This window comes from Yersinia sp. 1252 StPb PI, from assembly GCF_048593885.1.
Lineage (GTDB): Bacteria > Pseudomonadota > Gammaproteobacteria > Enterobacterales > Enterobacteriaceae > Yersinia > Yersinia enterocolitica_E.
In genome coordinates this window covers 1-24,445 of record NZ_JAZGQE010000025.1, presented here as the reverse complement: position 1 = coordinate 24,445, position 24,445 = coordinate 1, and the positions used below count along the sequence as shown (strand labels likewise).

Below are 24,445 nucleotides of genomic sequence, written 5' to 3'. Positions count from 1 at the left end.
GTAAGTAATTATAACAATAATTTGAGTATACTTTCTCCCAATAAGATGAGTCTTAGATTATTATCACGGTAAAGACATTGGTTAATAATTATTGCAATGTTACAATTGTTAACTGAATTTATCCAGTAATTGGCCCAATCGCATTTTAACCAAGCAGATAAAGAATCTATGCCACGATCTTTCACATTAGGTATTCGAAAAATCTGGGATGAATTAGCCGTGATGCAGGCGCCTGGGTTTTATTGGGTCAATATTGAACGTCAAATTGATGCTAATTTATTCTGTCAGCAACTTATTCGTAACCAATCTGAAAATACTCGAGCCGCATTGATTTGTTGCGGGCTAAAACCTGAGAAATTACTGGCAAACATTGTGGGTTATGGCCCCTATAAATTGCCACTTTTTACCTTACCGGCACAAAGAAAAGCATTACTACATTTAACTCAAGATTTAATGCGTTCATTACGGCCGCAACAGCGACTGTTCATTCTGTTAGCACCGGCCAGTTTATGGCAAACATTCACTGGCGAAGAGATGCAGCAGTGGCTACAGCATATTCAGCAATGGCTGGAGGCGCAAAACTGTACGTTAATCGTAATTTGCCACAGTTCTGGTATTAATAAAATTAAGAATCAATTAGTTAGCCAGCACCGTTATTTACAAGGATTGGCTAGCCTGCAATGGCAGCAAGATAATGCCCAGTATGTTGCCTCTTGGTGGAGCACTGAAAAAGGGGTTACCGCCAATCAGTTAGTCCGATTGGAAGCAGATGAACAAGGCTGGAGCATGGCGGATGAAGTTCAACAGGCACTGCCGCCTTCACGTAATGATGAGCATCTGTATTTGGCGGAACGCACTATTTTGGAAGGCGCTCCGCCACTCTCTACCAACTGGCAACTACTTGATAATAATGCAGTATTGGCGCAGCGGGCAATAAGTGCTCATGCCGCCACATTGATTTTTGCTCTTAATCAAAGTGAGCAAATCGACGATTTAGCACATCAGATCCATAACATACGCCGCCAACGGGGTGATGCTATCAAAATTGTGGTGCGTGAAATGAACGCCAGCCTGCGTTACAGCGATGAACGTTTATTGCTGGCCTGCGGCGCGAATCTGATCGTGCCTCACATCGCACCGCTGTCACGCTTTCTTACCATGTTGGAAGGTATTCAGGGCCAACATTCCTCTCGGCATGTTCCTCAAGATATCAATGCGTTATTGGAGGCGTTACGCCCACTTCAGCTTAAAGGTTATTTACCTCCCGCGGAGTTCTGCCACTCTGTTTTGCAACTGATGAACAACACGCTACTGCCAGAAAACGGCAAAGGTGTCATGGTTGCTCTGCGGACAGTCCCTGGGTTACAGGCCAGACAAGCACTAACACTGTGCTATCTACGCCGCTATGGTGATGTGGTAACGGTAGCTGATAACCATGTGGTATTATTCCTTTCAACCTGCCGTATCAATGACTTAGATACTGCTCTGAAGTATATATTCCGTTTGCCGGTGGCTGAAATTTTCAGTAACCAACGGGTGTGGTATCAGGATCAGGCAATTATCGCTGAGATTCATCGGATGAATACCCCCGATGCATGGCAAATGACCGGTGACAAAAAATCCTATACGCAACAGATTGATACAGCTGAGCAAGCCGAAGTTAGCCGACGAGTCCCCGTGCCTCTGGCACTGAATGTCGGACCGAACAAGGAGCGAACCCAATGAATCTCAACGATATCTGGCAAATCCTGCTGTGCGCTGCGGTTATCTTTTTCCCTCTGGGTTATGTGGCACACCGTTGGTTTCCACGCTGGTGGGAGAAAAGACAACATCTGTTCTTATCTGCGCGATATTTAAAATCAGAAGGGGTTTGGTTGCGTAATGGCTCCTCTTCACTGACGAAGAAACAACCATGAATGCAAAGAATAAACTGCAAGAATCACCGAGCCCGTGGCGCTATTGGCGTGGTCTTGGCGCATGGAACTACTATTTCCTGCTAAAGTTTGCCTTGCTGTGGTTTGGTTACCTGAACTTCCATCCGTTGGCAAACTTGGTGTTTATTGCTTTCCTGCTATTTCCGATCCCGGCCTATAGGGTCCACCGCTGGCGTCACTGGATTGCGATCCCAATAGGTATTGGTTTGCTGTATCACGACACCTGGCTACCGGGGCTCAACAGTATCCTGAGCCAAGGCTCGCAGATTACCGGCTTTAGCTTCAGTTATCTAATTGAATTAATTAGCCGTTTTATTAACTGGGCCATGATAGGAACCGCCTTTGTTATCCTGGTGGGCTACCTGTTTATTTCACAGTGGATTCGGGTGACGGTTTTTGTTGTTGCAGCCATGATTTGGCTGAATGTTGCCAGCATCGCCGCACCGGCATTTTCTCTGGCACCTGCCGCTGAAACGTCGGTAGCATCATCTCCAGTAACACTGGGGGCTGAGCCGCCAACGCCTAATAGTCATCAGGTGGCGGCCAGTGGCCCACCAACCGATGCCAATCTGACGGCTTATCTGAATGCATTTTATGAGCAGGAGAAAACCCGCCATACGGCATTCCCTACATCGCTGCCAACAGATGCGCAACCTTTTGATTTATTAGTTATTAATATCTGCTCGCTGTCTTGGTCAGACATTGAAGCTATCCAACTGGATAAGCACCCGCTGTGGAATAAGTTTGATATTCTGTTCAAGAACTTCAACTCTGCCACCGCCTACAGTGGCCCAGCCTCTATTCGACTACTGCGCGCCAGTTGTGGCCAGTCATCGCACAAAGACCTCTATCTGCCACAAGAGCAGCAGTGTTATCTGTTTGATAATCTTGCGAAACTTGGCTTCGCATCTCAGTTGATGATGGACCACTCAGGTGTATTTGGTAATTATCTGCAAAACATTCAAGATGACGGCAATATGCGCGCACCGCTGATGTCACAAAAAGGCATCAGTAATCAATTGGCGTCCTTCGATGGTGAGCCAATTTACAATGATCTGGAACTGCTCAACCGCTGGCTGGAACAGCAGCAGAAAGGGGGGGATAGCCGCAGCGCAACCTTCATGAATATCATACCGTTACATGATGGTAACCGTTTCGTTGGTACCAATAAAACGGCTGATTACCACGCTCGCGCCCAAACGCTATTTGACCAATTGAATACGTTTTTGGCGGCGTTGGAAAAATCAGGCCGCAAAGTTATGGTGGTGGTGGTACCAGAGCATGGAGCCGCGCTGGTTGGCGATAAAATGCAGATGTCCGGCCTGAGGGATATCCCCAGCCCAAGTATCACGCATATCCCTGTTGGGATTACGTTAATGGGAATCAAAGCGCCACAGCCCGCCAGCCCGGTGATTATCAATACGCCAAGCAGCTATCTGGCGCTTTCTGAATTAGTATCACGTATGGTCGATGGCAAAGTATTTACTGCGCCGACTATCGATTGGCAGGCCCTGACACAAGGATTGCCGCAAACGGCGGTAATATCGGAAAACGATAATGCCATTGTGATTCAATATCAGGGAAAACCTTATATTCGATTAAATGGCGGTGACTGGGTGCCTTACCCACAATAAAAACCGAATAGTATTGTCTTCGGCTATTTGATAAAGGGTGCATTAATTGCACCCTTTATTATTCACATCTCAACAGAATGATGTTTACAGCGATAGGGGCTGCATTTACTAGATAGAACTAAAAATGTGATCTATATCATTTTAAGTGAATGTTAACCTCGACCTAAATAACAGGAGTAGTCGGTTATTAACTCATATTCAGCAATATGAAATTGTTCCGTAACTATTTATTTACAAGATCACGTTCACATTTACAGTAATTATTTTTAAAATGAAGTTATAAATAGTCAATGGAAGGCTATTTTCAGTTATAAAAAAACGCCGAATTATCGGCGTTGTTGTAATTGATATCGCACTCGTCGATTGGACCCCAACCAACAGCGCTGGGGCCTTAACCCGTGTTAGCTGGCTTTTTCTGCTTCATCCTGATCAACCGCAAAGCAGGCGACCATTTGATCACCATATTGCTTCAGTTGCGGCTGTAGCTGGGTGCAAGTCCCAAACGCCCGACGACAACGGGCATTAAATGCGCACCCCGGTGGCGGGCTCATGGGGCTAGGTAGCTCCCCCGTCAATTTAATTCGCTCACGGCGCATATCAGGGTTCAGCCGGGGGGTAGCAGAGAGCAATGCCTGTGTATAAGGGTGGCGTGGGTTATTAAAAATGGCTTCTTTACTGCCTTTCTCAACACAGCGCCCCAGATACATCACCATCACTTCATCAGCAATGTGCTCAACCACTGATAAATCATGGGAAATAAAGACATACGACAGACCCAGTTCCTGCTGCAAATCCATCATCAGGTTCAATACCTGAGCCCGCACCGAAACATCCAGTGCAGAAACCGGCTCATCGGCAATCACCACATCGGGATTCAACATCAGCCCACGGGCAATGGCGATACGCTGGCGCTGACCGCCGGAAAACATATGGGGATAACGGTCATAATGCTCGGTTTTTAGGCCGACCTTTGCCATCATTGCCAATGTTTTTTCACGCCGCTCTTTGCTGTTGAGATTAGTATTGATTTGCAGTGGCTCTTCCAGAATCTGCCCCACTTTCTTACGTGGGTTCAGCGAGCCATAAGGGTTCTGGAACACAATCTGGATCTTCTGACGCCGCAGCTTTTCCGCACTTTCATCCGGCTTAAGCAAATCCTGACCCTGGTAGTAAAGCTCACCGCCAGTTGGGATCTCTATCATAGTCAGCAAGCGGCCCAGTGTGGATTTACCACAACCGGACTCGCCAACCACGGCCAATGTTTTACCGCGCTCCAAGGTGAAAGAAACCCCATCCAGTGCTTTAACCAGACGCTCTGGTGCAAAGAATCCTTTTTTGACCGGATAGTATTTTTTCAGGTCGATAGCCTGTAATAGCGGCTTGGATACCTGTAATTCTTTTTTCATATCAGTTGGTTGGCTCATAAGGTCGGCCTCCCCGCATCATCGAGCGGTGTATGACATTTAACCTGACGCCCCGCTGGCCCCAGCAGTTCTGGCTCTTCACGGCGGCAACGATCATTGGCATACGGGCAACGTGGGTTCAGCAAGCACCCGTCAGGACGGTCATATTTACCCGGTACCACACCCGGTAACGACGCCAGACGCGCTTTATCCTGAGCAAACTCCGGTAAGGCTCGTAACAATGCCTGAGTGTACGGGTGCCGTGGCGCGCGGAAGATTTCCGAGGCTTTACCGGTTTCCACTACCTGACCGGCATACATCACAATAATATGATGAGCCGCCTCAGCCACCAGTGCCAGATCATGGGTTATCAACAGCAGCGCCATATTTTCACGCTGCTGTAACTCCAGCAGCAATTCAATAATCTGGGCCTGAATGGTCACGTCCAGCGCAGTCGTTGGCTCATCAGCAATCAACAATTTCGGCCGACAAGCAATCGCCATCGCAATCATCACGCGCTGGCTCATCCCGCCGGAAAGCTGATGCGGATACACATCCAGACGTGACGCGGGATCAGGAATGCCCACCAGCGTCAGCAAATCCACCGCCCGCTGACGGCGGGTTTTACGGTTGCCACCCTGATGCACCTTCAGCGCTTCCATAATCTGAAAACCGACGGTGTAGCACGGGTTCAAACTGGTCATCGGGTCCTGGAAGATCATGGCCACTTCCGAACCCACTAACTGACGCCGCTCTTTCTCGGAAATCTTGGTCAGGTCACGGCCATTAAACTCCAGCTTGTCAGCCATCACTTTGCCGGGGTAATCAATCAGCCCCATAATCGCCAGTGAACTGACCGATTTACCGGAACCGGATTCACCCACAATCCCTACCACCTGCCCTTGCTCAATGCTGTAGCTAATACGGTCTACGGCCTTGAACGGCGCACCTTCGTCACCGAAGTGCACCGACAATTTATCTACATTTAAAAGTGCCATCTCTCTCTACCTCTGTTACTGCTTGAGTTTGGGGTCGAGAGCATCACGCAGGCCGTCCCCCATCAGGTTAAACGCCAGAACCGTCAGCAGGATCGCCACACCAGGGAAGGTCACGACCCACCAGGCGCTTTGGGCGAACTGCAACACGTCAGAGAGCATGGTGCCCCATTCCGGTGTTGGCGGTTGCGCACCCATGCCGAGAAAGCCGAGAGCCGCCATATCCAGAATGGCGTTAGAGAAGCCGAGAGAAGCCTGCACGATTAACGGCGCAAGGCAGTTGGGCAGGATATTGATAAACATCTGGCGCATCGCACCCGCCCCAGCCACTCTTGAGGCCGTTACGTAGTCGCGGTTCACCTCAACCAGCACCGCGGCACGGGTTAAACGGACATAATGCGGCAAGGCAACAAAGGTCAATGCGAGCGAGGCGTTAACGATGGAGGGGCCAAATACCGCCACCAGCACTAATGCCAGCAACAGGCTTGGCAGTGCCAGCATGATATCGACAACACGCATGATGATGGCATCAACGATACCGCCAAAATAACCGGCCAATAAACCGAAAATCACGCCCATCACCAGTGATAGCACCACCACCAGACAACCCACCAGCAGCGAGAGGCGAGCACCGTACATCAGGCGAGATAACACATCACGGCCCACATCATCGGTACCCAGCAGGAATTTCCAACTGCCACCCTCTTCCCAAACCGGCGGTTTCAGTAACGCATCACGAAATTGCTCTGCCGGCCCGTGCGGGGCAAGCCAGGTAGCACCAGCGGCAATCAATAGCATAATAATAATGTAGAACAGGCCGATAACAGCCCCTTTATTGCGCTTGAAATAGTGCCAAAACTCCTGCAATGGAGTCATCGGCTTCGGCGCACTTTTTACTGTAGACTCAGTAAGTTGAGACATTCTGCGCCCCTTATTTCTTGTGACGAATACGCGGGTTAACTACGCCATAGAGCACATCTACCAGCAAGTTAACTAAAATAATCATGATTGCGACCAGCAACACACCACCCTGAACCACTGGGTAATCACGGCGTTGCAAGGCATCCATCAGCCAGCGCCCTAACCCCGGCCAGGAGAAGATGGTTTCCGTCAGAATAGCGCCAGCCAGCATGGTACCAACCTGCAAGCCAATCACGGTAACCACCGGCAGCAAAGCATTACGCAGTGCATGGACCACAATCACCCGCATCCGGCTCAGGCCTTTCGCCCGCGCAGTACGGATATAATCTTCACCCAAGACTTCCAGCATCGAGGAGCGCGTCATACGTACGATGACGGCAAGAGGGATAGTCCCTAAAACGATGGCAGGCAAAATCATATGCATCACCGCGTCTTTGAAATCACCCGGCTCACCCCAAACAAAGGTGTCAATCAGCATAAAACCAGTCAAAGGCAGGCTGTCATCAAGGAACACCGTATCACTGACGCGCCCGGAAACCGGAGTCAGGTTCCATTGGACCGAGACCAACATAATCAGCATGATGCCCCACCAAAAGATAGGCATCGAATAGCCGGTAAGGGAGATCCCAACAGCGGTGTGATCGAATATTGAACCGCGTTTAACTGCCGCCAACACCCCCACCGGAATACCCACCGCGATAGCAAACAGCATCGCGCAGATCCCCAGTTCCAGTGTCGCTTTAAAGCGTGGGACGAACTCTTCCCAGACAGCAATACGGCTTTTCAGCGAGATGCCGAGGTCGCCATGTAATACGCCATTCACATAATGGAAGTATTGTTGATAGAGAGGCTTGTCTAGCCCCATTTCCGCCATGATTTGAGCATGACGCTCGGTGGAGATACCGCGTTCCCCAGCCATGATGGTCACCGGGTCACCCGGGATCATATGGACAAAAGCAAAGGTCAGCAAAGTAATGCCGATAAACGTTGGGATAACTAACCCCAAACGTCGGAGTATGAACTGCAACATATCCCGAACTCTCTGTGTAGAATGCCGGGCTGCTCGTGGGCAACCCAGCTTATTAAACCTCCCCAATAAGCTATTTTACTTGCCATTTTGACCTAGGGCAGTGCTCACCACCGTCACGTAGCCATGATTTACAAGGTCATGGTGTCCGCTCCGGTGCTTGCGCGCTGTCCATGCCCAAAATTTCTGCGACAATAACACTTATTGGGAGAGGTTATATGGCTCACATCTGTATCTGTCTTAACCTATACCCTTCATACTTCAAACTGCATGTGCATTGGCTACACTCGTTACTCGGCCCGTCCATGGGCCTCGCCTCTGCGAGGCCGCTGCAAACAGCGTTCAAATCGGTTCCCGATCGATTTGTCACCCGAATCACTTACTTCAGTAAGCTCATCGGGACTCATTCGCTTGCCGCCTTCCTGCAATTCGAATTATTTTGGGTATCAACAAGAAACCGGCGAATATGCGTATTCCACACATTCACCGGTTTATCTAAGGTTAAAATTAATCCAGGGACACGTTCTCGAAATGGTGTTTACCCAACGGATCTACAACATAACCCTTCACTTCTTTACGCACTGGCTCATACACAGTTGAGTGAGCAACAATCAGCGCCGGAGCTTGATCATGCATAACAACCTGAGCTTGTTTGTAAAGTGCGACACGTTTGTCATGATCAGACTCAGCACGAGCAGGCTGAATCACGTCTTCAAACGGCTTATAACACCATTTGGAGTAGTTGGAACCTTGCTTGGCCGCATCACAGCTAAACAGGGTGGCGAAGAAGTTGTCTGGGTCCCCATTGTCCCCGGTCCAACCCATCATCACTGTTTCATGCTCGCCGTCTTTAGCACGCTTGAGGTATTCGCCCCACTCGTAAGTCACTATCTTGGCTTTCACACCAATTTTCGCCCAGTCAGACTGGATCATTTCAGCCATACGACGGGCATTCGGGTTGTACGGGCGCTGAACTGGCATTGCCCACAGATCGATAGCGAATCCATCTGGTAGGCCCGCTTCTTTCAACAGCTCTTTCGCTTTAGCCGGATCGTAAGCGTAATCTTTCACGTCATCGTTGTAGCCCCACATAGTCGGTGGGATCAGGTTCTTGGCTGCTTGACCAGCACCCTGATAAACCGCATCAATAATCGCTTCTTTGTTAACAGCCATGGTCAACGCCTGACGAACCTTCACGTTATCCAATGGTTTTTTCTCAACGTTGAAGGAGAGGTAACCGACGTTCAAGCCAGGTTGCTCCATCAGGTTGATGGTTTTGTCTTCTTTCATGCGAGCAATGTCAGCCGGGTTAGGGTATGGCATAACCTGACATTCATTTTTCTGCAATTTAGCGTAACGGACTGACGCATCTGGTGTAATAGAGAACACCAAACGATCAATTTTCGGCTTGGTACCCCAGAAACCCTCAAAGGCTTTGTACAGGATACGGGAGTCTTTTTGGTATTGTTGCAACTGGAATGGGCCGGTACCGATTGGGTTCAAATCGACTTTTTCCGGGGTGCCCGCTTTCAGCATCTTGTCGGCATATTCAGCAGACAGGATAGAGGCAAAGTCCATCGCCAGATCGGCAAGGAATGGCGACTCAGGACGCGCCAATTCAAAACGCACGGTGTTGTCGTCAACTTTAACCACATTGGTGATCAAATCACCCATACCCATGCCCTGGAAGTATTCATAGCTGCCGCCAGACACTTTATGGTACGGATGTTTATCATCTTTCTGACGCATGAAAGAGTAGATCACATCGTCAGCATTGAAATCACGGGTCGGTTTGAAGTCTTTATTATCTTGCCACTTCACGCCTTTACGCAGATGGAAAGTATAGCTTTTGCCATCTGGGCTAATTTCCCACTTTTCAGCCAGACCAGGTTCAATTTCGGTAGTACCGAGTTTGAATTCAACCAGACGGTTGTAGATGGGTACCGAGCTGGCGTCATACGTTGTGCCAGAGGTAAAGAGCTGCGGGTTGAAACCCTCAGGTGAACCTTCAGAACAATAGACTAATGTTTTTGCTTGTACACTGGCCGCCACGGTCAGTGCAATCAGCCCAATACCGAATTTCAGTATCCCTGTTTTTCCCAAGGAAATCGTCATCGCTTGTGCTCCATTATGGTGATGTGTGTTGTGTGTACGGCCAGACCCTATAATTTTTTCGTCCGTGGACTGTACCGTTTTGGCTCATTAGCCACAGGGATGCGGGATTGAGATGTCGGATAAAAGCTATCACGACAGCAATTTTGAATGCATTGAATCACCCAAACTGCTCTCTATGACTCCCCCTGAGGGTACCAATTTGGCAACAGTTGGTGGCAACGTCAATACGGTCTGAAAGGTTTTATCAAGACAATGAGAAACAGCATGCAAACATAAAAAAAACTTCTCGTTAACATTATTAGCATGAAAAATTATGCTAGCGGTAATATGCCAGCGATATTGACTGGCTAATTAGAATAAAGCAGTCGCAACATCCAGTGACAAACGAAAAAACTTTGTTGCTAAATGATGCATATCGGGTAGGTTTTTTTTGTAATCTCGACAGAAAACAGGAGGAAATGCTGTCGTGACAGCCGATAAGTGACGTGATCGTTGTCACATCCAGCCAGAATTTCACACATCTTGCGTGCCGTTAAAAAAGCAAAGTCAGCTTGCCCTCCCCCTCACCGTCCAAGAGATAGCAAGGCTTCATACGAAAGCGCACCCTAATGGTGCCCCTTATGAGTGCATGACAGCGCAACAGATATTATCGGTGACCAAATCATGTCAGTGGGGGCGATTTAGCTTAAGGAAATAGCGGGATGGATAGGTAAATTTGGCAGAAAAAACACCAAAAAAAACCCTGACTTAAAAGTCAGGGTTCTTAAATTTGGTCGGCGAGAGAGGATTCGAACCTCCGACCCACTGGTCCCAAACCAGTTGCGCTACCAAGCTGCGCTACTCGCCGAATCGGGGCGCATCTTACTGCTACGATTTTTGGCCGTCAATCACTTTTTAACAAACGTTGAGTGACTGTTGTTAAAAACATCACCAACGGCTAAAACTGACGCATTTGCACGTAAATCAGGCTTCCGCTTGCTTTAATTCTGGCGATTGCGCCCGTAGGAATGGCAGCAAGAAGAATGCAGATAAACAGGCCGCAATGGAAATAACCACAAAGAAACCATTCCAGTGCCAAACCTCCATCACGCGGGCAATGGGGTAGCCAGATAGGGCCGCACCCAAGTAGGCAAACAACCCAACAAAACCGGTAGCAGCTCCCGCAGCATCCTTATGTGAGCATTCAGCGGCAGCCATACCAATTAACATCTGCGGGCCAAAAATGAAGAAGCCAATGGCAAAGAAGCAACTCGCCTGCAAGATGTAACTGACACCCGGCATAATCCACAACGACGCCACCGAGAGGAAAATTCCAATAGCAAATATCAAGTTCATTGGCCCACGGTTGCCACGGAACCACTTATCAGAACCCCAACCTGCCACCAACGAGCCAATAAAGCCCCCCACCTCGAACAGTGAAATCGCCGAGTTGGCCGTCATCAATGAATAACCTTTCTCTTGTGTCAAATAAAGGTTACCCCAGTCATTGATAGCAGTACGAACGATATAAACCAGCACGTAAGATACCGCCAGCAACCAGATATATTTGTTGGTTAATACATAGCGCTTCACAATCTCTTTATTTGATAGCCCCTGGCCTTCAGATTCCTGGACCAATTCCATCGCATCATTGCGCCACTTACCCACACTCGGCAACCCCATCGTGCTCGGCTTATCACGCAAGCGCCAACACATCAGTAAACCGATCACCACGCCGATAATACCAGGGATAATCATGCCGTAACGCCAGCTAAAGTGCAGAGAAATAAAGCCGACCAACAGGGGAATCAGCGCACCACCAAAGTTATGCGAAGTATTCCACATCGCCCACCAACCCCCGCGTTCTGAGCGCGAATACCAACTGGTCAGGATTTTGGAGCAAGGCGGCCAACCCCAACCTTGGAAGAAGGCATTAAGGATCCACAAAGAACCAAACACGAGCAGTGACGAGCTCATGCCGAACAGGATATTGATAACCCCGGTCATAACCAACCCAATGCCCATAAAGTAGCGCGGATTTGAGCGGTCACTTATCATGCCGGAGATAAATTTAGAACAACCATAAGTGATATAAAAGAGTGTGCCTAAAATCCCGACATCCGACATGGTCAGCCCTAAATCACTCAGCATTGCAGGCATGATGAAGTTAAAGCTTTTACGGGTGAAATAGAACGCAGCGTAGCCGATATACATCGTCCACATTAGTTGAATACGCCAATATTTATAAGACGAATCAATTTGCGCTTGATCCGTGACGGGCGGCACGTTATCGCGGCTTTTGAGGAAAGACCACATGTGAACCTCAGAAATTTTTTCAAGTAGAGTCATCATGTTCCTCGTGCGTACAAAACCAATGAGAAAAAACCCTGCAAAAACCGAGAATATTTCTTAGTTTTCATTAGCTGACAGAGAAACTGTGGGCAAGGTCACATTTAAACAGGTGCCGTTATCGACACTCAGCGTAAAATCCCCCCCTAAAGCACTCACCCGTGACTGCATACCTCTTAGCCCATAACCTGGGGTTAATGTCGCCAAATCAACACCTTTTCCATTGTCGCGAATCGTCAGTGTTATCTGTTTATCATTCTGTTGTGCATTAATTTCAATCCGGCTGGCAGCACCATGGCGATAGGCATTGGTTACTCCCTCCTGACAGATACGGTATAGGGTGATTTTCAGTGTTTCATCTATATCAGCGTCACTGAGTTGCCAGTTAAGCACGCCGGTCACTGATTGATCCTGCGGAATAAGTTCACGCATTAGTGCAGCAATAGCCGCCGATAAGGGCAGATTATTCAATGCCGCAGGCCACAGTTTCGCCAAAACATCATGGACACCATCGTAAACCCGCAACGCCAGCGTCTCGACCATTTCGGCACTGGTCAAAACCTGTGGTTGGGTAGTTAACCGTTTGATAATACTGGCTTGGGTTCGGATAACCGTCACTGTCTGCCCAACCTCATCATGCAGTTCACGTGCAACATCACGCCGGGCATGTTCTTCGGCCACCACCAATGCTTTAGCCAACTCACGATTTTCATTCAGCCGTAGCTGTAATTGGTAATTTAACTCGCGCTGACGCTGGATCCCCGCGCCTAATAATAAGCCGGTCAAACTCTGCGCCAATAACGACAACAACAAATCACGGTGTGAATCTAATTCTGCGGGGGTATTGATCAATAACACCATGCCATTGAGCAATGTGGCCACCACCGCCCCTTGCCAACCATAGCGATAAGACATAAATACAATCGGGATTGCCAAACAGAACGGTGCAAACAAATACAAATCTGACTCGGTGACATGATGTTGTAGCCAAATGCTCAAGGCGAATAGCAGCAGATACCACAGGATATGGCGCAAACGTAGATTAATGGGTTTATGAATCAGCCCCGGTTCCAGCGGAGACCAGATTTGACGCGCCAGATAGTGCCACAACAACAGACAAATCGGCGCGATGGTAAATCCACCCACCAACCCCAATAGCAGCGCCATAGCACCCTGACCACTGTTAATCTGCCATCCTAATGCTTGTATCAATGCAGCACCAAAAATCACCACACCTTGCATCAAGGGCCACTTCCATTCACTGCCGCTGCTCTGATTGCGCAACAGCCAAGGAGAAGCGATAACCGCCAATAACGTGGTCGCCAGCAGTAAGGGAATCGCAGCCCACAGCAAGCTATAAGGATAGCCAAACTGATCGGTCAGCAGCCACCATAGCAGTGCATCACCCAACAGAATGCCCGGCCAATATTGACGTGGGCTTTGCAATAAAATGCCCATCCGCAGGCCAAACGGGAACAGCAGTAGTGCCTGTAACGGCCGATCAACTAATTGAGTGCCAACGGACCATAAACAGAAAGCTGCAGTGATATAAATAAATAACAATGCCAGCAGCATAATAAAACGCTGCATCATAGATTCAATACCTGCTTAGCTAACTCAACGTTATTACTGACACCGAGCTTGGAAAATAAGTTAGCGCGATGGACATGCACGGTTTTCGGTGACAGGCCAAGTGACTCGGCTATCTCGCGCACTTCCATTCCTTGCGCTAATAACAAGGCAACTTCCCGCTCACGTCGGGTTAAGGGGTCAACAGCAATACGAGTCAATTGTTGGGCGATTTCAGGCATCAGATAGACGCCGCCACTGCCAACGGTACGGACAGCCGAAACCAGATCTTCTGGCTTACAACGCTTGGATAGAAACCCCCGCGCACCGCGCTCCAACGCCATTTCCACTAGCGCCGGGCTGTCGTGCATCGAGAGCATAATGACCCCCATCCCTGAAGGGAGGTCTTTCAGTAAATCTAAACCACTCTCATCAGGCATCGAGATATCACAAATACAGATATTCGCCTGTAGGCTAGGTAATCCGAGGCGTGCCTGTTTTGCTGAACTAAACTCCCCCACCACTTGAATATCGTCTTCCAGAGAAAGTAGCTGGGCAAAACCTGAGCGCACAATGTCATGATCATCAATAAAGGCAACACGGTAAGTCATGGAAGACTCCAGCCAGTAGGGATTGGAACTGGAGTATACCGTAACCTAAAAGTGACAATGGGATTGGAATCAAAAATCATTTCATATCGGATTATACTTGTGCTAAATGTTTATTTTGCAGGCCGCCCCGGTGCCTGGCACCAGTTATTCTGGGCATTAATGCCGCCATCTGGCGAGGTATAACCTAAACAACCCAAAATAGAATCAAACAATTCAACCTGACGATGGGTCTTACCCACCCGCTGCTCAGCCTGTAGTTGCTCAAAAGCCGCGAGATGATCCGGTTGCGCCAGGAATTTGTCCGAGGCCCAAACCATCAATGGCACACGGAATTGCTCCGGGGGCGCCATTTCACGTGGTGTTCCGTGGAAGTGGGAGTTCTCGTCAATAGACTCACCATGATCCGATGCATAAAACACTAATGCTTTTTTATCCCGCATTTGGTCAATCACATTTGCGATAAACGAATCGGTATACAGCACACTGTTATCAAAAGCGTTCACCAATTGCTGCTTACTGCAAAAATCATCGACCCCCATACATTCAGGCTGATAGCGGGCATAACTGCGGGGATAGCGTTGGGAATAGAGGTAATGTGAGCCTTTGGTGTGCAATACCACCAAATGCTTGCCTACAGGATAACGCCCCAGAGACTCCTTCAATTCATCAACCAGCAGCATGTCATCTACCGGCTTATCATCGTTGCGCTTCTCTGAAGCAATCAATTCACGGAACGAGTAATTATCAGTATTCGCATTGTTGTAGAACCAAATTTCGCTCTGCATGGCAAACAGTTCAGAGGTAAAACCCAATGATTTCATCACCGTAAACACATTTTGCTCTTTCAATGTGCGCTGTGGATTATTCTCAGTGCCGCCTTCGCGCACAAACATGCAGCGCAGTGAAAGTTTGGTTGAGGTATCACAAGATGTGCCACGGAAAGCGACTAAATTCTTCTCTTTACTCAGGCGAGGAGTGGTATCACGTGGGTATCCCAACAACCCCATATGATCCCAACGCGTTGTTTCGCCAATGATAAACACAACATAGGTGTCATCAATACCGGCCGGCGCGATATAAGTATGGTGTTCGGTCGGGTTATACAATGTTACCGCATCATAACGCTCGTTATATTGGGTATAAGCATATAAACCCAATGCAGCCAACCAGTTAGAGGGTAAATATGAGTGAGCAACCACACCGCCATAACTCGGTAAATCCACCGTTTTCAGCTGCTCATTAGCATCTTGTACATTATCCAGATAGCGTAACGGCAACCAAACCAGCGCCACAGCAACTGCCATCAACAAAACAGGCTTAATACGCTGCCCTGGCGTCAAAAATTGCTCAAGCAGGGTTAGCCGCAGAGTGTTTTTCCAGATAAGTAGTAGCGGTAGTGTGCTGACCAGCACCATCCAAATGACAAAATGTAACCCGATGACTTCTTTCGATAAATCTGTATCGGTGGTCAGCACCGAAATAACGATGCCGTAGCCAATGACAACATTGAAAAAAGTCATGTAATAGCTGGCAGCGACAGAAATTAGGACCAGCAGGGTGGCAATAACACGATAAAACCACCGGCCACCGAGGGAGATCACCCTCATAACAAAAAAGGTAAACAGAATAATGGCCATCACTTCGATGATAGCAGACACGACTTTTATGCCTTGGATACCTTGGCTAAAGGAGTCAAAACGACGATAAAAGACAGATATATTCAGGAAAATACCAATATAAACAGCCAACAACAAAGAAATGCTTTGCTGTGATAAAGATTTAACTCTGTCCATATAACGCCAGGTCTCCAGAGACACTATTTGCGGCTTGAATCAGTCAGACAGTGAACCCCCCCTCAGGTTCAGTGCGAGATCAATAAGCATGCTATTGATTTTAGTTACAAGAATTATCTTAACAATTCTTAGTTCGTCAATCCACGAACTAGCGCATAGTCTCTAGAGGATATATTGGCTTATTTATTTGAAGTTAGAGCAGAAAATTCGGGGGTGCAGCATATAGCCCACAAGATAATTCTTATGGGCTGCTGAGATGAGAAATTGGCTTATTTGATATTCAATGTCACATCAATATTGCCACGCGTGGCATTGGAATATGGGCAGACAACATGCGCCTTTTTCACCAAATCTTCTGCTACGCTACGCTCGATACCCGGCAAGCTGATATCCAGTTGCACTTCAATACCAAAACCGGTTGGAATGGCACCAATGCCCACGGTACCTTCAATGCTGGCATCATCCGGCACTTTCACCTTTTCTTTTGATGCCACAAATTTCAGCGCACCAAGGAAACAAGCTGAATAGCCCGCAGCAAAGAGCTGTTCTGGATTAGTCACAGCACCTCCCGCCCCACCCATCTCTTTTGGGACGCCCAATTTCACATCCAATACACCATCTGAGGATGTTGCCCGACCATCACGCCCGCCAGTGGCTTTAGCTTTGGCACGGTATACGACTTTTTCAATAGACATTTTGCTTTCCTTTCTGGGTCAGTAAATATGAACAACAGCTACGACTTGAAAGTATGGCACTCATTATGGAAAAGCCCCCGATTCGGAGGCTTTAACACCATCTTATTTCGCTGGTGCGTCTATCTTGTCATCTATCCGCTGCAACATGTACGAATAGAATGGATTTGATGAGATACGCATCAGGGAGTCTAACCCGACAACCAGTACCGCCCGCTCACCACGAGCGGCAAAAGTCCCCAAGCTGATACCGTATTGGTCACGCGGTTCTGGATAGCGGCCATACAGCGAATCACTCATTGGGAATGGCAATGCCACGTGGGATAACGAGAAAATGTCCGGTGGGTAAATCAAGCCGGTAGGTACTGAAACCTCGTTAGTCTCACCCGCCAAGGTAGTCAGCGCCACTGTTTCATTACTTTGCGGTGAAACGTTGGTAATCACCGTTACGCTATAATTACGTGGCGGTGGAGGCAACAAACGCGCCAGAGCAGTATAAGAAGAAGCTCTCAATAGCGGGCCGAAACTGGCGGCACGGTTCAAATCGAACAGCACCACTTCGCTACCATTCTTCGGCAAGTGGTTATAAAGAGCAGTAACGACCGCACGAGTACTGACCGTTGAATCCATTAACGACTGGAAGGTCAGAATCGGGGGTAACTCCTCCATCTTATTGTTTCTGGCATCACGCGCAATTTGCTGTTGCAGCACAGACGTCAGTAAATAAGACTGACGGGCAGCATTCACTGGGAACGAGTTATATTTGAAAGGATTAAACTCCGGCACAATCCCCAACCAGGCTGCTTTAGCAAAGGCCGGGAAGATAGCGGGCCAACCGGCAATACCGGCAAAACGCGCAAAACTGGTGACACCGATCATCGGGGATATCAAGATAACCCGCACCGGTTTCGCCAGTGTCGGGTCATCCATTGAATCCAACGTATATTTCATTGCCAACGCGCCGCCATTGGAGAAGCCGACCACGTGTAGCGGTAAATCAGGGCCACTCAGTGCTTTGGCTTCACGAACAGCTAAGCGCGTTGCCGCCAGCCAGTCCTGCCATTCAACATCGGTCAGAGCCGCAGGCACTGTTCCGTGAGCGGGCAAACGAATACCAATGGCAACATATCCACGCTGACGATAATTTTCAGCAATATGACGCAGGCTATAAGGGGTGTCAGTTAAACCATGCAGTAAGACCACCGCACCTTTAGGTTTACCTTCTGGCTCAAGAATATATGAACGATTCCAGTCATTTTTGAAATGTGGAGGGTAAATCGAGCTACCAGAGTAATAACGATTTAATGGAATTTCATTCCTTGGTTCCAGTTTCTCGGTAACATTAATCCGCACTTCATCGAAAAGGTTATTTTCAGCTTTGATGTAATCCGCCCAACTGGCTTTATCAATCTCAGCCGCGCGCATATCATGAGGAACAAACGTATGCCAAAGCTCGAGCTTTGGGCCACGTTGTGTATCGTAAATTCGTATCGCCAGTATGGTAACTGACATTACCACCAAGACCAGTACAATCCGTTTAATCCACCGCTTAATGGCTATGGCAGGCATGGGCCGCTACTCCGTATGTATATAATTTTTCACAATTGAGGTCAGTTTATCACCATCTGGCCACGCCGCTACTTTAAACGCAAAACATTATCTTGGTATATAGTGCGATAACAATAAAATGAATATGTGATTATTCCATCAACTCAACATCTTTAGACGGGGTAATTATCCATTGCTCATCGGACCCCACTCTATAATTAAATAGTCTGAAGCATTAAGTAACCTGATTTAATTTTGTCGTGAGCTGACCTCAACAGAATCCTTCATCTACCGGGGTAACATCCTATGAAAAAAACTGAACCCGTGACCGAGCAGCCGCCACTACAGCCACGTAAAGTCGATTATCTCCGCTACCATCGTGCTCATGAACACTTATCAACCCCTTTCGGCAACAGTTGGTTTGCCCAGAAAGCAGAAGCTTTTGCCCGTTTTTTCGGCACGCCAGTCTTCCTTGGCGCACAAACACTCATTGTGGTGATCTGGATTGGTCTGAATGTGATGGGTATTGTCAAATTTGATATTTACCCGTTTATTTTGCTAAATCTGGCTTTTAGCTTACAGGCGGCCTACGCAGCACCCCTTATTTTATTGGCACAAACCCGCCAGGCAGAACGTGATAAGGCTAATGCACAAGCCGATGCACAACATCGCGAGGCACTAGCCATTGCGAATGAAGAGCGGCAAAGAATGGCAGCGCAAAATGCGGAGCAAATGCTGGAGTTACTGCGGCAGAATACAGAACTCACCACCCTGACCAATCAATTAACCACCCGCCTTGAAACCATGGCGTTAGAATTACACCAAAAATTGGTGATCAATGTGCCGGCTCGCCCCTCACAGAGCTAAAAAGCAACAGTATGGCCGCTGAATCGATCATCAGCGGCCAGTCGTGGCTAAACCTCGCGACTTTCTATCTGTTTTTGCAAACTCTCTATCGGTTCTTGAAGGGACCGTGGTGAAGCTTTGCGTAACCAGACCCACCAGGCGAGAGTCATTAATACTACCCACGCCACCCCAACATACATGGCGATACGGGTATCAGGGAAGTAACCTAAAACCGCGATAATAAATGCCATAAAGATGATGGTCAGAATCGGTGCCACTGGCCAGAACGGTACCGGGAATGTCAGCCGGGCAATATTCTCTTTGCTCATAGAGCGGCGCATCGCCACTTGCGAGATAAGGATCATCAGCCATACCCAGACCGTCGCAAAGGTGGCAATCGAGGCAATAATCAGGAATACATTTTTCGGGATCAGATAGTTCAGCACCACACCACATAACAGTGCGATTGCCATCACCAAAATAGTCATCCATGGCACACCATTACGGGTCAGACGGCTAAAACACTTCGGTGCCAGCCCTTCTTGCGCCATGCCGTACATCATGCGACCCGCACCGTAAATATCACTGTTAATGGCGGAAATAGCCGCGGTAATAACCACCAGATTCAAAATATTAGCGGCAGAACTGATACCTAAGCTACTGAAAATTTCAACAAAAGGACTGCCATTTTGCCCAATGCTATTCCATGGATAAATAGCCATCAGCACAAACAAGGTCAAAACATAGAACAGTAGAATGCGTATCGGTACGGTATTAATGGCACGTGGTAGCACTTTTTCTGGGTTCTTCGCCTCACTGGCCGTGACACCGATAATTTCGATCCCCCCAAAAGCAAACATCACCACGGCAAATGATGCAATCACCCCCGTCAAGCCATTCGGCATAAATCCTTGATGAGACCAGAGATTACTGACACCGGTGCTCTCATGACCTGCACCAAAGCCAAACATCATGATGCCCAAGCCGGCAGCAATCATGGCAATAATCGCCGTCACTTTTAGCAACGATAGCCAAAACTCCATTTCACCAAACACTTTGACTGAGCAGAGATTCAGCGCACCAATAAAGAAAATAATACTCAGCACCCAAACCCACTGTGGCGCATCAGGGAACCATAACCCCATATAGATACCGAATGCGGTAACATCAGCCAACGCCACAATAATCATCTCGAAGGTATAGGTCCAGCCAGTGAGAAAACCGGCCAGCGGCCCAAGATAACGGCTGGCATAGTGACCGAAAGAGCCTGCTACCGGGTCATGCACTGCCATCTCACCCAGTGCGCGCATCACCATAAACACGGCCGCGCCGCCGATGAGATAAGCAAGTAAAACTGCTGGTCCCGCCAGACGAATCGCCTCGGCAGAACCATAAAACAGACCGGTCCCAATGGCGGAACCTAACGCCATAAACCGGATATGCCGGGCACTGAGGCCTCGTTTGAGCGTGGATGAATCATTCTTCATGGTACATTCTCGCAAAATTTGTGCCTTTTCAGGCAGGGGTTCAGAGAGGGTGATCCCGGTAATCGGGACCACCCATAGGTTGATGTAATAACTGGTGACCGTTGTTATTAGTAGATTAATTGTTATTAGTTGATGAACGGTTATTAGTGGACAAATCGTTATTAAAGGCTGGGTAGTAGGTGCGCAGGCATCAGTTCATTCATATGACGCTGTGCAATGAGTTGGCTTGCCGCTTCAATATCGGGGGCAAAGAAACGATCTTTCTCGTAGTAGGCTACATGTTGGCGCAATAGCTGGCGGGCAGGCTCCAATGCATCCGAGGTTTTCAAACCTTTGCGCAAATCCAACCCCTGACATGCCGCTAACCACTCAACAGCCAGAATGTCGCGCACGTTTTCAGCCATTTCCCACAAGCGTTTACCCGCACGTGGTGCCATAGAAACATGGTCTTCCTGATTGGCGGATGTAGGAATACTGTCAACACTGGAAGGGTATGCCAGCCCTTTATTTTCGCTGGTTAATGCAGCAGCAGTCACCTGTGCAATCATAAAACCAGAGTTTACGCCGCCATTTTCCACCAGGAATGGTGGTAACTGCGACATATGTTTATCCATTAATAGTGAAATACGACGCTCGGCTAATGAACCTATTTCAGCCAGTGCCAATGCCAGATTATCCGCTGCCATAGCCACCGGCTCAGCATGGAAATTACCGCCTGACAGCACATCGCCTTGTTCGGCAAACACCAGCGGATTATCTGATACTGCATTCGACTCGATAGCCAGCACCTCTGCTGCCTGACGCATTTGAGTCAGGCAGGCACCCATCACCTGCGGCTGACAACGCAGAGAGTAAGGATCCTGTACTTTGTCACAATTCTTATGAGATTCAGAGACTTCACTGCGATCGCCCAACAGGTGGCGATAAGTATTGGCCGCGTCAATCTGACCACGCTGGCCTCGCACCGCATGAATACGTGCGTCAAACGGGCTACGGGAGCCTAAAGCCGCTTCCACGGTGAGGCTGCCAAAGACAGACGCCGCAGCATAGAGATCTTCGGCTTCAAACAAACCACGTAGTGCATAAGCTGTTGAAACCTGAGTGCCATTGAGTAATGCCAATCCTTCTTTGGCCGCTAAGGTGAGCGGTTCCAGGCCCGCTTTCGTCAGAGCCGTGCGAGCATCAAGCCATTCGCCCTGATAGCGCGCTTTACCTTCTCCCAACAGCAGCAAGCTCATGTGCGCCAGCGGTGCTAAATCACCGGAAGCACCCACGGATCCTTTTAGCGGAATATGCGGATAGACCTCTGCGTTAACTAACGTAATCAACGCATCAATGACTTCCCGACGGATACCTGAAAATCCACGCGCCAGGCTATTGATTTTCAGCACCATAATCAGCCGCACAATGGCGTCGTCATTTGGCTCTCCGACGCCGGCCGCGTGGGAAAGGACTATCGAACGTTGCAGGTTCTCCAGATCTTCGGTAGCGATGCGAGTCGATGCTAACAGGCCAAAACCAGTATTAATGCCATAGGCAGTACGCTTTTCTGCCAATATTGCCTGTACGCACTTCACACTCTGCTGGATAGGCGCATCAGCACTTTCATCCAACGATATATTGACTGGATGTTGGTATATATGTCGCAAATCCGCCAACGTCATCAACCCAGGGTGCAGTACCATTGTTTTATTGACTGTTTTCATGATTTTTTACCTTGAGTTGCAGCAACCATCGGCAGGTTCAACCCCTGCTCTTGTGCACAGTTAATGGCAATGTCATAACCTGCATCAGCATGGCGCATAACACCAGTAGCCGGATCGTTATGTAATACCCGAGCGATACGCTCAGCAGCATCATCAGTGCCATCACAGACCACCACCATGCCAGAGTGCTGGGAGAAGCCCATCCCGACACCACCACCGTGGTGCAGAGAAACCCACGTTGCGCCACTGGCCGTATTGAGCAATGCATTGAGTAGCGGCCAGTCAGATACGGCATCAGAGCCGTCCTGCATCGCTTCGGTTTCTCGGTTAGGGCTGGCAACTGAACCGGAGTCCAGATGGTCGCGGCCAATGACAATCGGGGCCGACAGTTCACCACTACGAACCATCTCGTTAAAAGCCAAACCTAATTTAGCGCGCTGCCCCAAGCCTACCCAGCAAATACGGGCCGGTAGCCCTTGGAAACTGATACGTTCGCGGGCCATATCCAACCAGTGATGCAAATGCTCATCATCAGGGATAAGTTCCTTAACCTTAGCATCGGTTTTATAAATATCGTCGGCGTTACCAGAGAGCGCAGCCCAGCGGAACGGGCCAATACCACGACAGAATAGCGGGCGAATATACGCAGGGACAAAACCAGGGAAATCAAAAGCATGAGTGACCCCCATATCTTGTGCCATCTGGCGAATATTATTGCCGTAATCAAAGGTTGGGATACCCATATTGTGGAAGGCCAGCATCGCTTCAACATGTTCCGCCATGGAAGTTTTAGCGGCATTAACCACCAGTGCCGGTTCGCTTTGGGCGCGCTGACGATACTCTTCCCAGCTCCAACCTTTTGGTAGATAACCGTTTAGCGGGTCATGTGCGCTGGTTTGGTCGGTCACCATATCTGGGCGAACCCCACGACGAACCAGCTCAGGTAAAATTTCAGCCGCATTGCCACACAGTGCAATAGAAACAGCTTCACCCGCCGCAGTATATTTTTCGATTCGCGCTAACGCATCATCCAGATCGGTGGCTTGTTGATCGACATAACGGGTTTTAAGACGGAAATCGATGCGGCTCTGCTGGCACTCAATATTCAGAGAACATGCACCCGCCAAGGTTGCCGCCAGTGGCTGTGCCCCGCCCATGCCACCCAGACCTGCCGTTAATACCCAGCGCCCTTTCAGGCTGCCACCAAAGTGCTGCCGACCGGCTTCGACGAAGGTTTCATAGGTACCCTGCACAATGCCTTGGCTACCGATATAAATCCAACTGCCTGCGGTCATCTGGCCGTACATCGCCAACCCCTTGGCATCCAGTTCGTTAAAATGCTCCCAGTTGGCCCAATGAGGCACCAGATTCGAGTTGGCAATCAATACTCTAGGGGCGTTACTGTGGGTTTTGAAGACACCGACGGGCTTACCCGACTGAATCAGTAGCGTCTCGTCGTCATTCAGATGGGTCAGGCTTTCAACAATCTTGTCATAGCATTCCCAATTGCGGGCTGCGCGGCCGATACCGCCGTAAACCACTAACTCTTTTGGATTCTCAGCCACGTCTGGATCAAGATTGTTCATTAGCATACGTAACGGGGCTTCGGTCAGCCAACTTTTGGCCGTAAGTTGCGTACCACGCGGGGCACGAATCTCAGTATCACGGAATCTATTTTGGGCAGTCACGGCAATTTCCTTCAACCAGTTTTTCAGGTATCAACGACATTACTTAGCTTGAGTATTTATTAACATATACTCGTATAGACAAGTACAATCAAGCTCTGGAAAAAAGGTAATATTCTGCCGCACCCAAAAAAAATAATATTATGAATAG

General features: G+C 48.7%; 18 protein-coding genes and 1 tRNA gene. 4 read left to right on the top strand and 15 right to left on the bottom strand.

The window, feature by feature from the left end:
- Positions 1–168 precede the first annotated feature (168 nt).
- From bcsE to bcsG, 3 genes are read left to right on the top strand one after another with little or no spacing between them, the layout of a single operon-like run.
- Positions 169–1,725, top strand: a complete 1,557-nt coding sequence (bcsE, locus tag V2A85_RS06200) for a cellulose biosynthesis protein BcsE (protein WP_420071071.1) — start codon at positions 169–171, stop codon at positions 1,723–1,725.
- Entirely contained in the window at positions 1,722–1,916 is a 195-nt protein-coding gene (bcsF, locus tag V2A85_RS06195) for a cellulose biosynthesis protein BcsF (RefSeq protein WP_083161393.1), read from the top strand. The genes bcsE and bcsF overlap by 4 nt, the downstream gene beginning before the upstream one ends.
- Entirely contained in the window at positions 1,913–3,568 is a 1,656-nt protein-coding gene (gene bcsG / locus V2A85_RS06190; RefSeq protein ID WP_420071070.1) for a cellulose biosynthesis protein BcsG, read from the top strand. Before bcsF ends, bcsG begins: the two co-directional genes overlap by 4 nt.
- Positions 3,569–3,969: 401 nt before the next feature.
- Here bcsG and dppF read toward each other — a convergent pair whose 3' ends face one another.
- The 12 genes from dppF to V2A85_RS06130 all read right to left on the bottom strand — a co-directional run bounded on the left by dppF (position 3,970) and on the right by V2A85_RS06130 (position 18,591).
- Positions 3,970–4,974 (bottom strand): dipeptide ABC transporter ATP-binding subunit DppF, encoded by a 1,005-nt coding sequence (gene dppF / locus V2A85_RS06185; protein WP_372560683.1) that lies wholly within the window; start codon positions 4,972–4,974, stop codon positions 3,970–3,972.
- A 14-nt stretch (positions 4,975–4,988) separates the two neighbouring features.
- The gene (gene dppD / locus V2A85_RS06180) at positions 4,989–5,969 is read right to left on the bottom strand and encodes a dipeptide ABC transporter ATP-binding protein (protein ID WP_083161397.1); all 981 of its coding nucleotides are present in this window, start codon (positions 5,967–5,969) and stop codon (positions 4,989–4,991) included.
- Positions 5,970–5,984: 15 nt separating this feature from the next.
- The gene (dppC, locus tag V2A85_RS06175; RefSeq protein ID WP_083161399.1) at positions 5,985–6,887 is read right to left on the bottom strand and encodes a dipeptide ABC transporter permease DppC; all 903 of its coding nucleotides are present in this window, start codon (positions 6,885–6,887) and stop codon (positions 5,985–5,987) included.
- Positions 6,888–6,897: 10 nt separating this feature from the next.
- Positions 6,898–7,917 (bottom strand): dipeptide ABC transporter permease DppB, encoded by a 1,020-nt coding sequence (gene dppB, locus V2A85_RS06170; RefSeq protein WP_005174906.1) that lies wholly within the window; start codon positions 7,915–7,917, stop codon positions 6,898–6,900.
- A 504-nt stretch (positions 7,918–8,421) separates the two neighbouring features.
- Positions 8,422–10,029 (bottom strand): dipeptide ABC transporter periplasmic-binding protein DppA, encoded by a 1,608-nt coding sequence (gene dppA, locus V2A85_RS06165; RefSeq protein ID WP_372560250.1) that lies wholly within the window; start codon positions 10,027–10,029, stop codon positions 8,422–8,424.
- 770 nt (positions 10,030–10,799) lie between these two features.
- A tRNA-Pro gene (locus tag V2A85_RS06160) sits at positions 10,800–10,876 on the bottom strand.
- A 116-nt stretch (positions 10,877–10,992) separates the two neighbouring features.
- Positions 10,993–12,324 carry an MFS transporter gene (locus V2A85_RS06155; RefSeq protein ID WP_083163967.1) on the bottom strand — a complete coding sequence of 444 codons (1,332 nt, stop codon included), beginning with the start codon at positions 12,322–12,324 and terminating at the stop codon, positions 10,993–10,995.
- Positions 12,325–12,417: 93 nt separating this feature from the next.
- Entirely contained in the window at positions 12,418–13,950 is a 1,533-nt protein-coding gene (gene uhpB, locus V2A85_RS06150) for a signal transduction histidine-protein kinase/phosphatase UhpB (RefSeq protein ID WP_420071069.1), read from the bottom strand.
- Positions 13,947–14,537: a transcriptional regulator UhpA gene (gene uhpA, locus V2A85_RS06145; RefSeq protein ID WP_083161405.1), complete on the bottom strand. Its 591-nt coding sequence runs from the start codon at positions 14,535–14,537 to the stop codon at positions 13,947–13,949. Before uhpA ends, uhpB begins: the two co-directional genes overlap by 4 nt.
- 110 nt (positions 14,538–14,647) lie before the next feature.
- A complete protein-coding gene (gene eptB, locus V2A85_RS06140) occupies positions 14,648–16,330 on the bottom strand; it encodes a kdo(2)-lipid A phosphoethanolamine 7''-transferase (RefSeq protein WP_083161407.1) in 1,683 nt (560 codons plus the stop codon).
- Positions 16,331–16,599: 269 nt separating this feature from the next.
- Positions 16,600–17,025 carry an organic hydroperoxide resistance protein gene (locus V2A85_RS06135; RefSeq protein WP_004713820.1) on the bottom strand — a complete coding sequence of 142 codons (426 nt, stop codon included), beginning with the start codon at positions 17,023–17,025 and terminating at the stop codon, positions 16,600–16,602.
- A 102-nt stretch (positions 17,026–17,127) separates the two neighbouring features.
- Positions 17,128–18,591, bottom strand: coding sequence for an alpha/beta hydrolase (locus tag V2A85_RS06130; protein ID WP_420071068.1), 1,464 nt, complete (start codon positions 18,589–18,591; stop codon positions 17,128–17,130).
- 285 nt (positions 18,592–18,876) lie between these two features.
- Between V2A85_RS06130 and V2A85_RS06125 the strand changes: the two genes are divergently transcribed.
- On the top strand, positions 18,877–19,437 hold the full coding sequence (locus V2A85_RS06125) for a DUF1003 domain-containing protein (RefSeq protein ID WP_372560248.1): 561 nt from the start codon (positions 18,877–18,879) through the stop codon (positions 19,435–19,437).
- 47 nt (positions 19,438–19,484) lie between these two features.
- On the opposite strand, the gene V2A85_RS06120 is transcribed toward V2A85_RS06125, so the two are convergent.
- From V2A85_RS06120 to hutU, 3 genes are all read right to left on the bottom strand, one after another.
- Complete coding sequence (locus V2A85_RS06120) at positions 19,485–20,903, bottom strand: amino acid permease (RefSeq protein ID WP_083161413.1); 1,419 nt, start codon at positions 20,901–20,903, stop codon at positions 19,485–19,487.
- Between the two features lie 161 nt (positions 20,904–21,064).
- On the bottom strand, positions 21,065–22,609 hold the full coding sequence (gene hutH, locus V2A85_RS06115) for a histidine ammonia-lyase (RefSeq protein WP_420071067.1): 1,545 nt from the start codon (positions 22,607–22,609) through the stop codon (positions 21,065–21,067).
- Complete coding sequence (hutU, locus tag V2A85_RS06110) at positions 22,606–24,297, bottom strand: urocanate hydratase (protein ID WP_372560246.1); 1,692 nt, start codon at positions 24,295–24,297, stop codon at positions 22,606–22,608. The genes hutH and hutU overlap by 4 nt, the downstream gene beginning before the upstream one ends.
- Positions 24,298–24,445 lie beyond the last annotated feature (148 nt).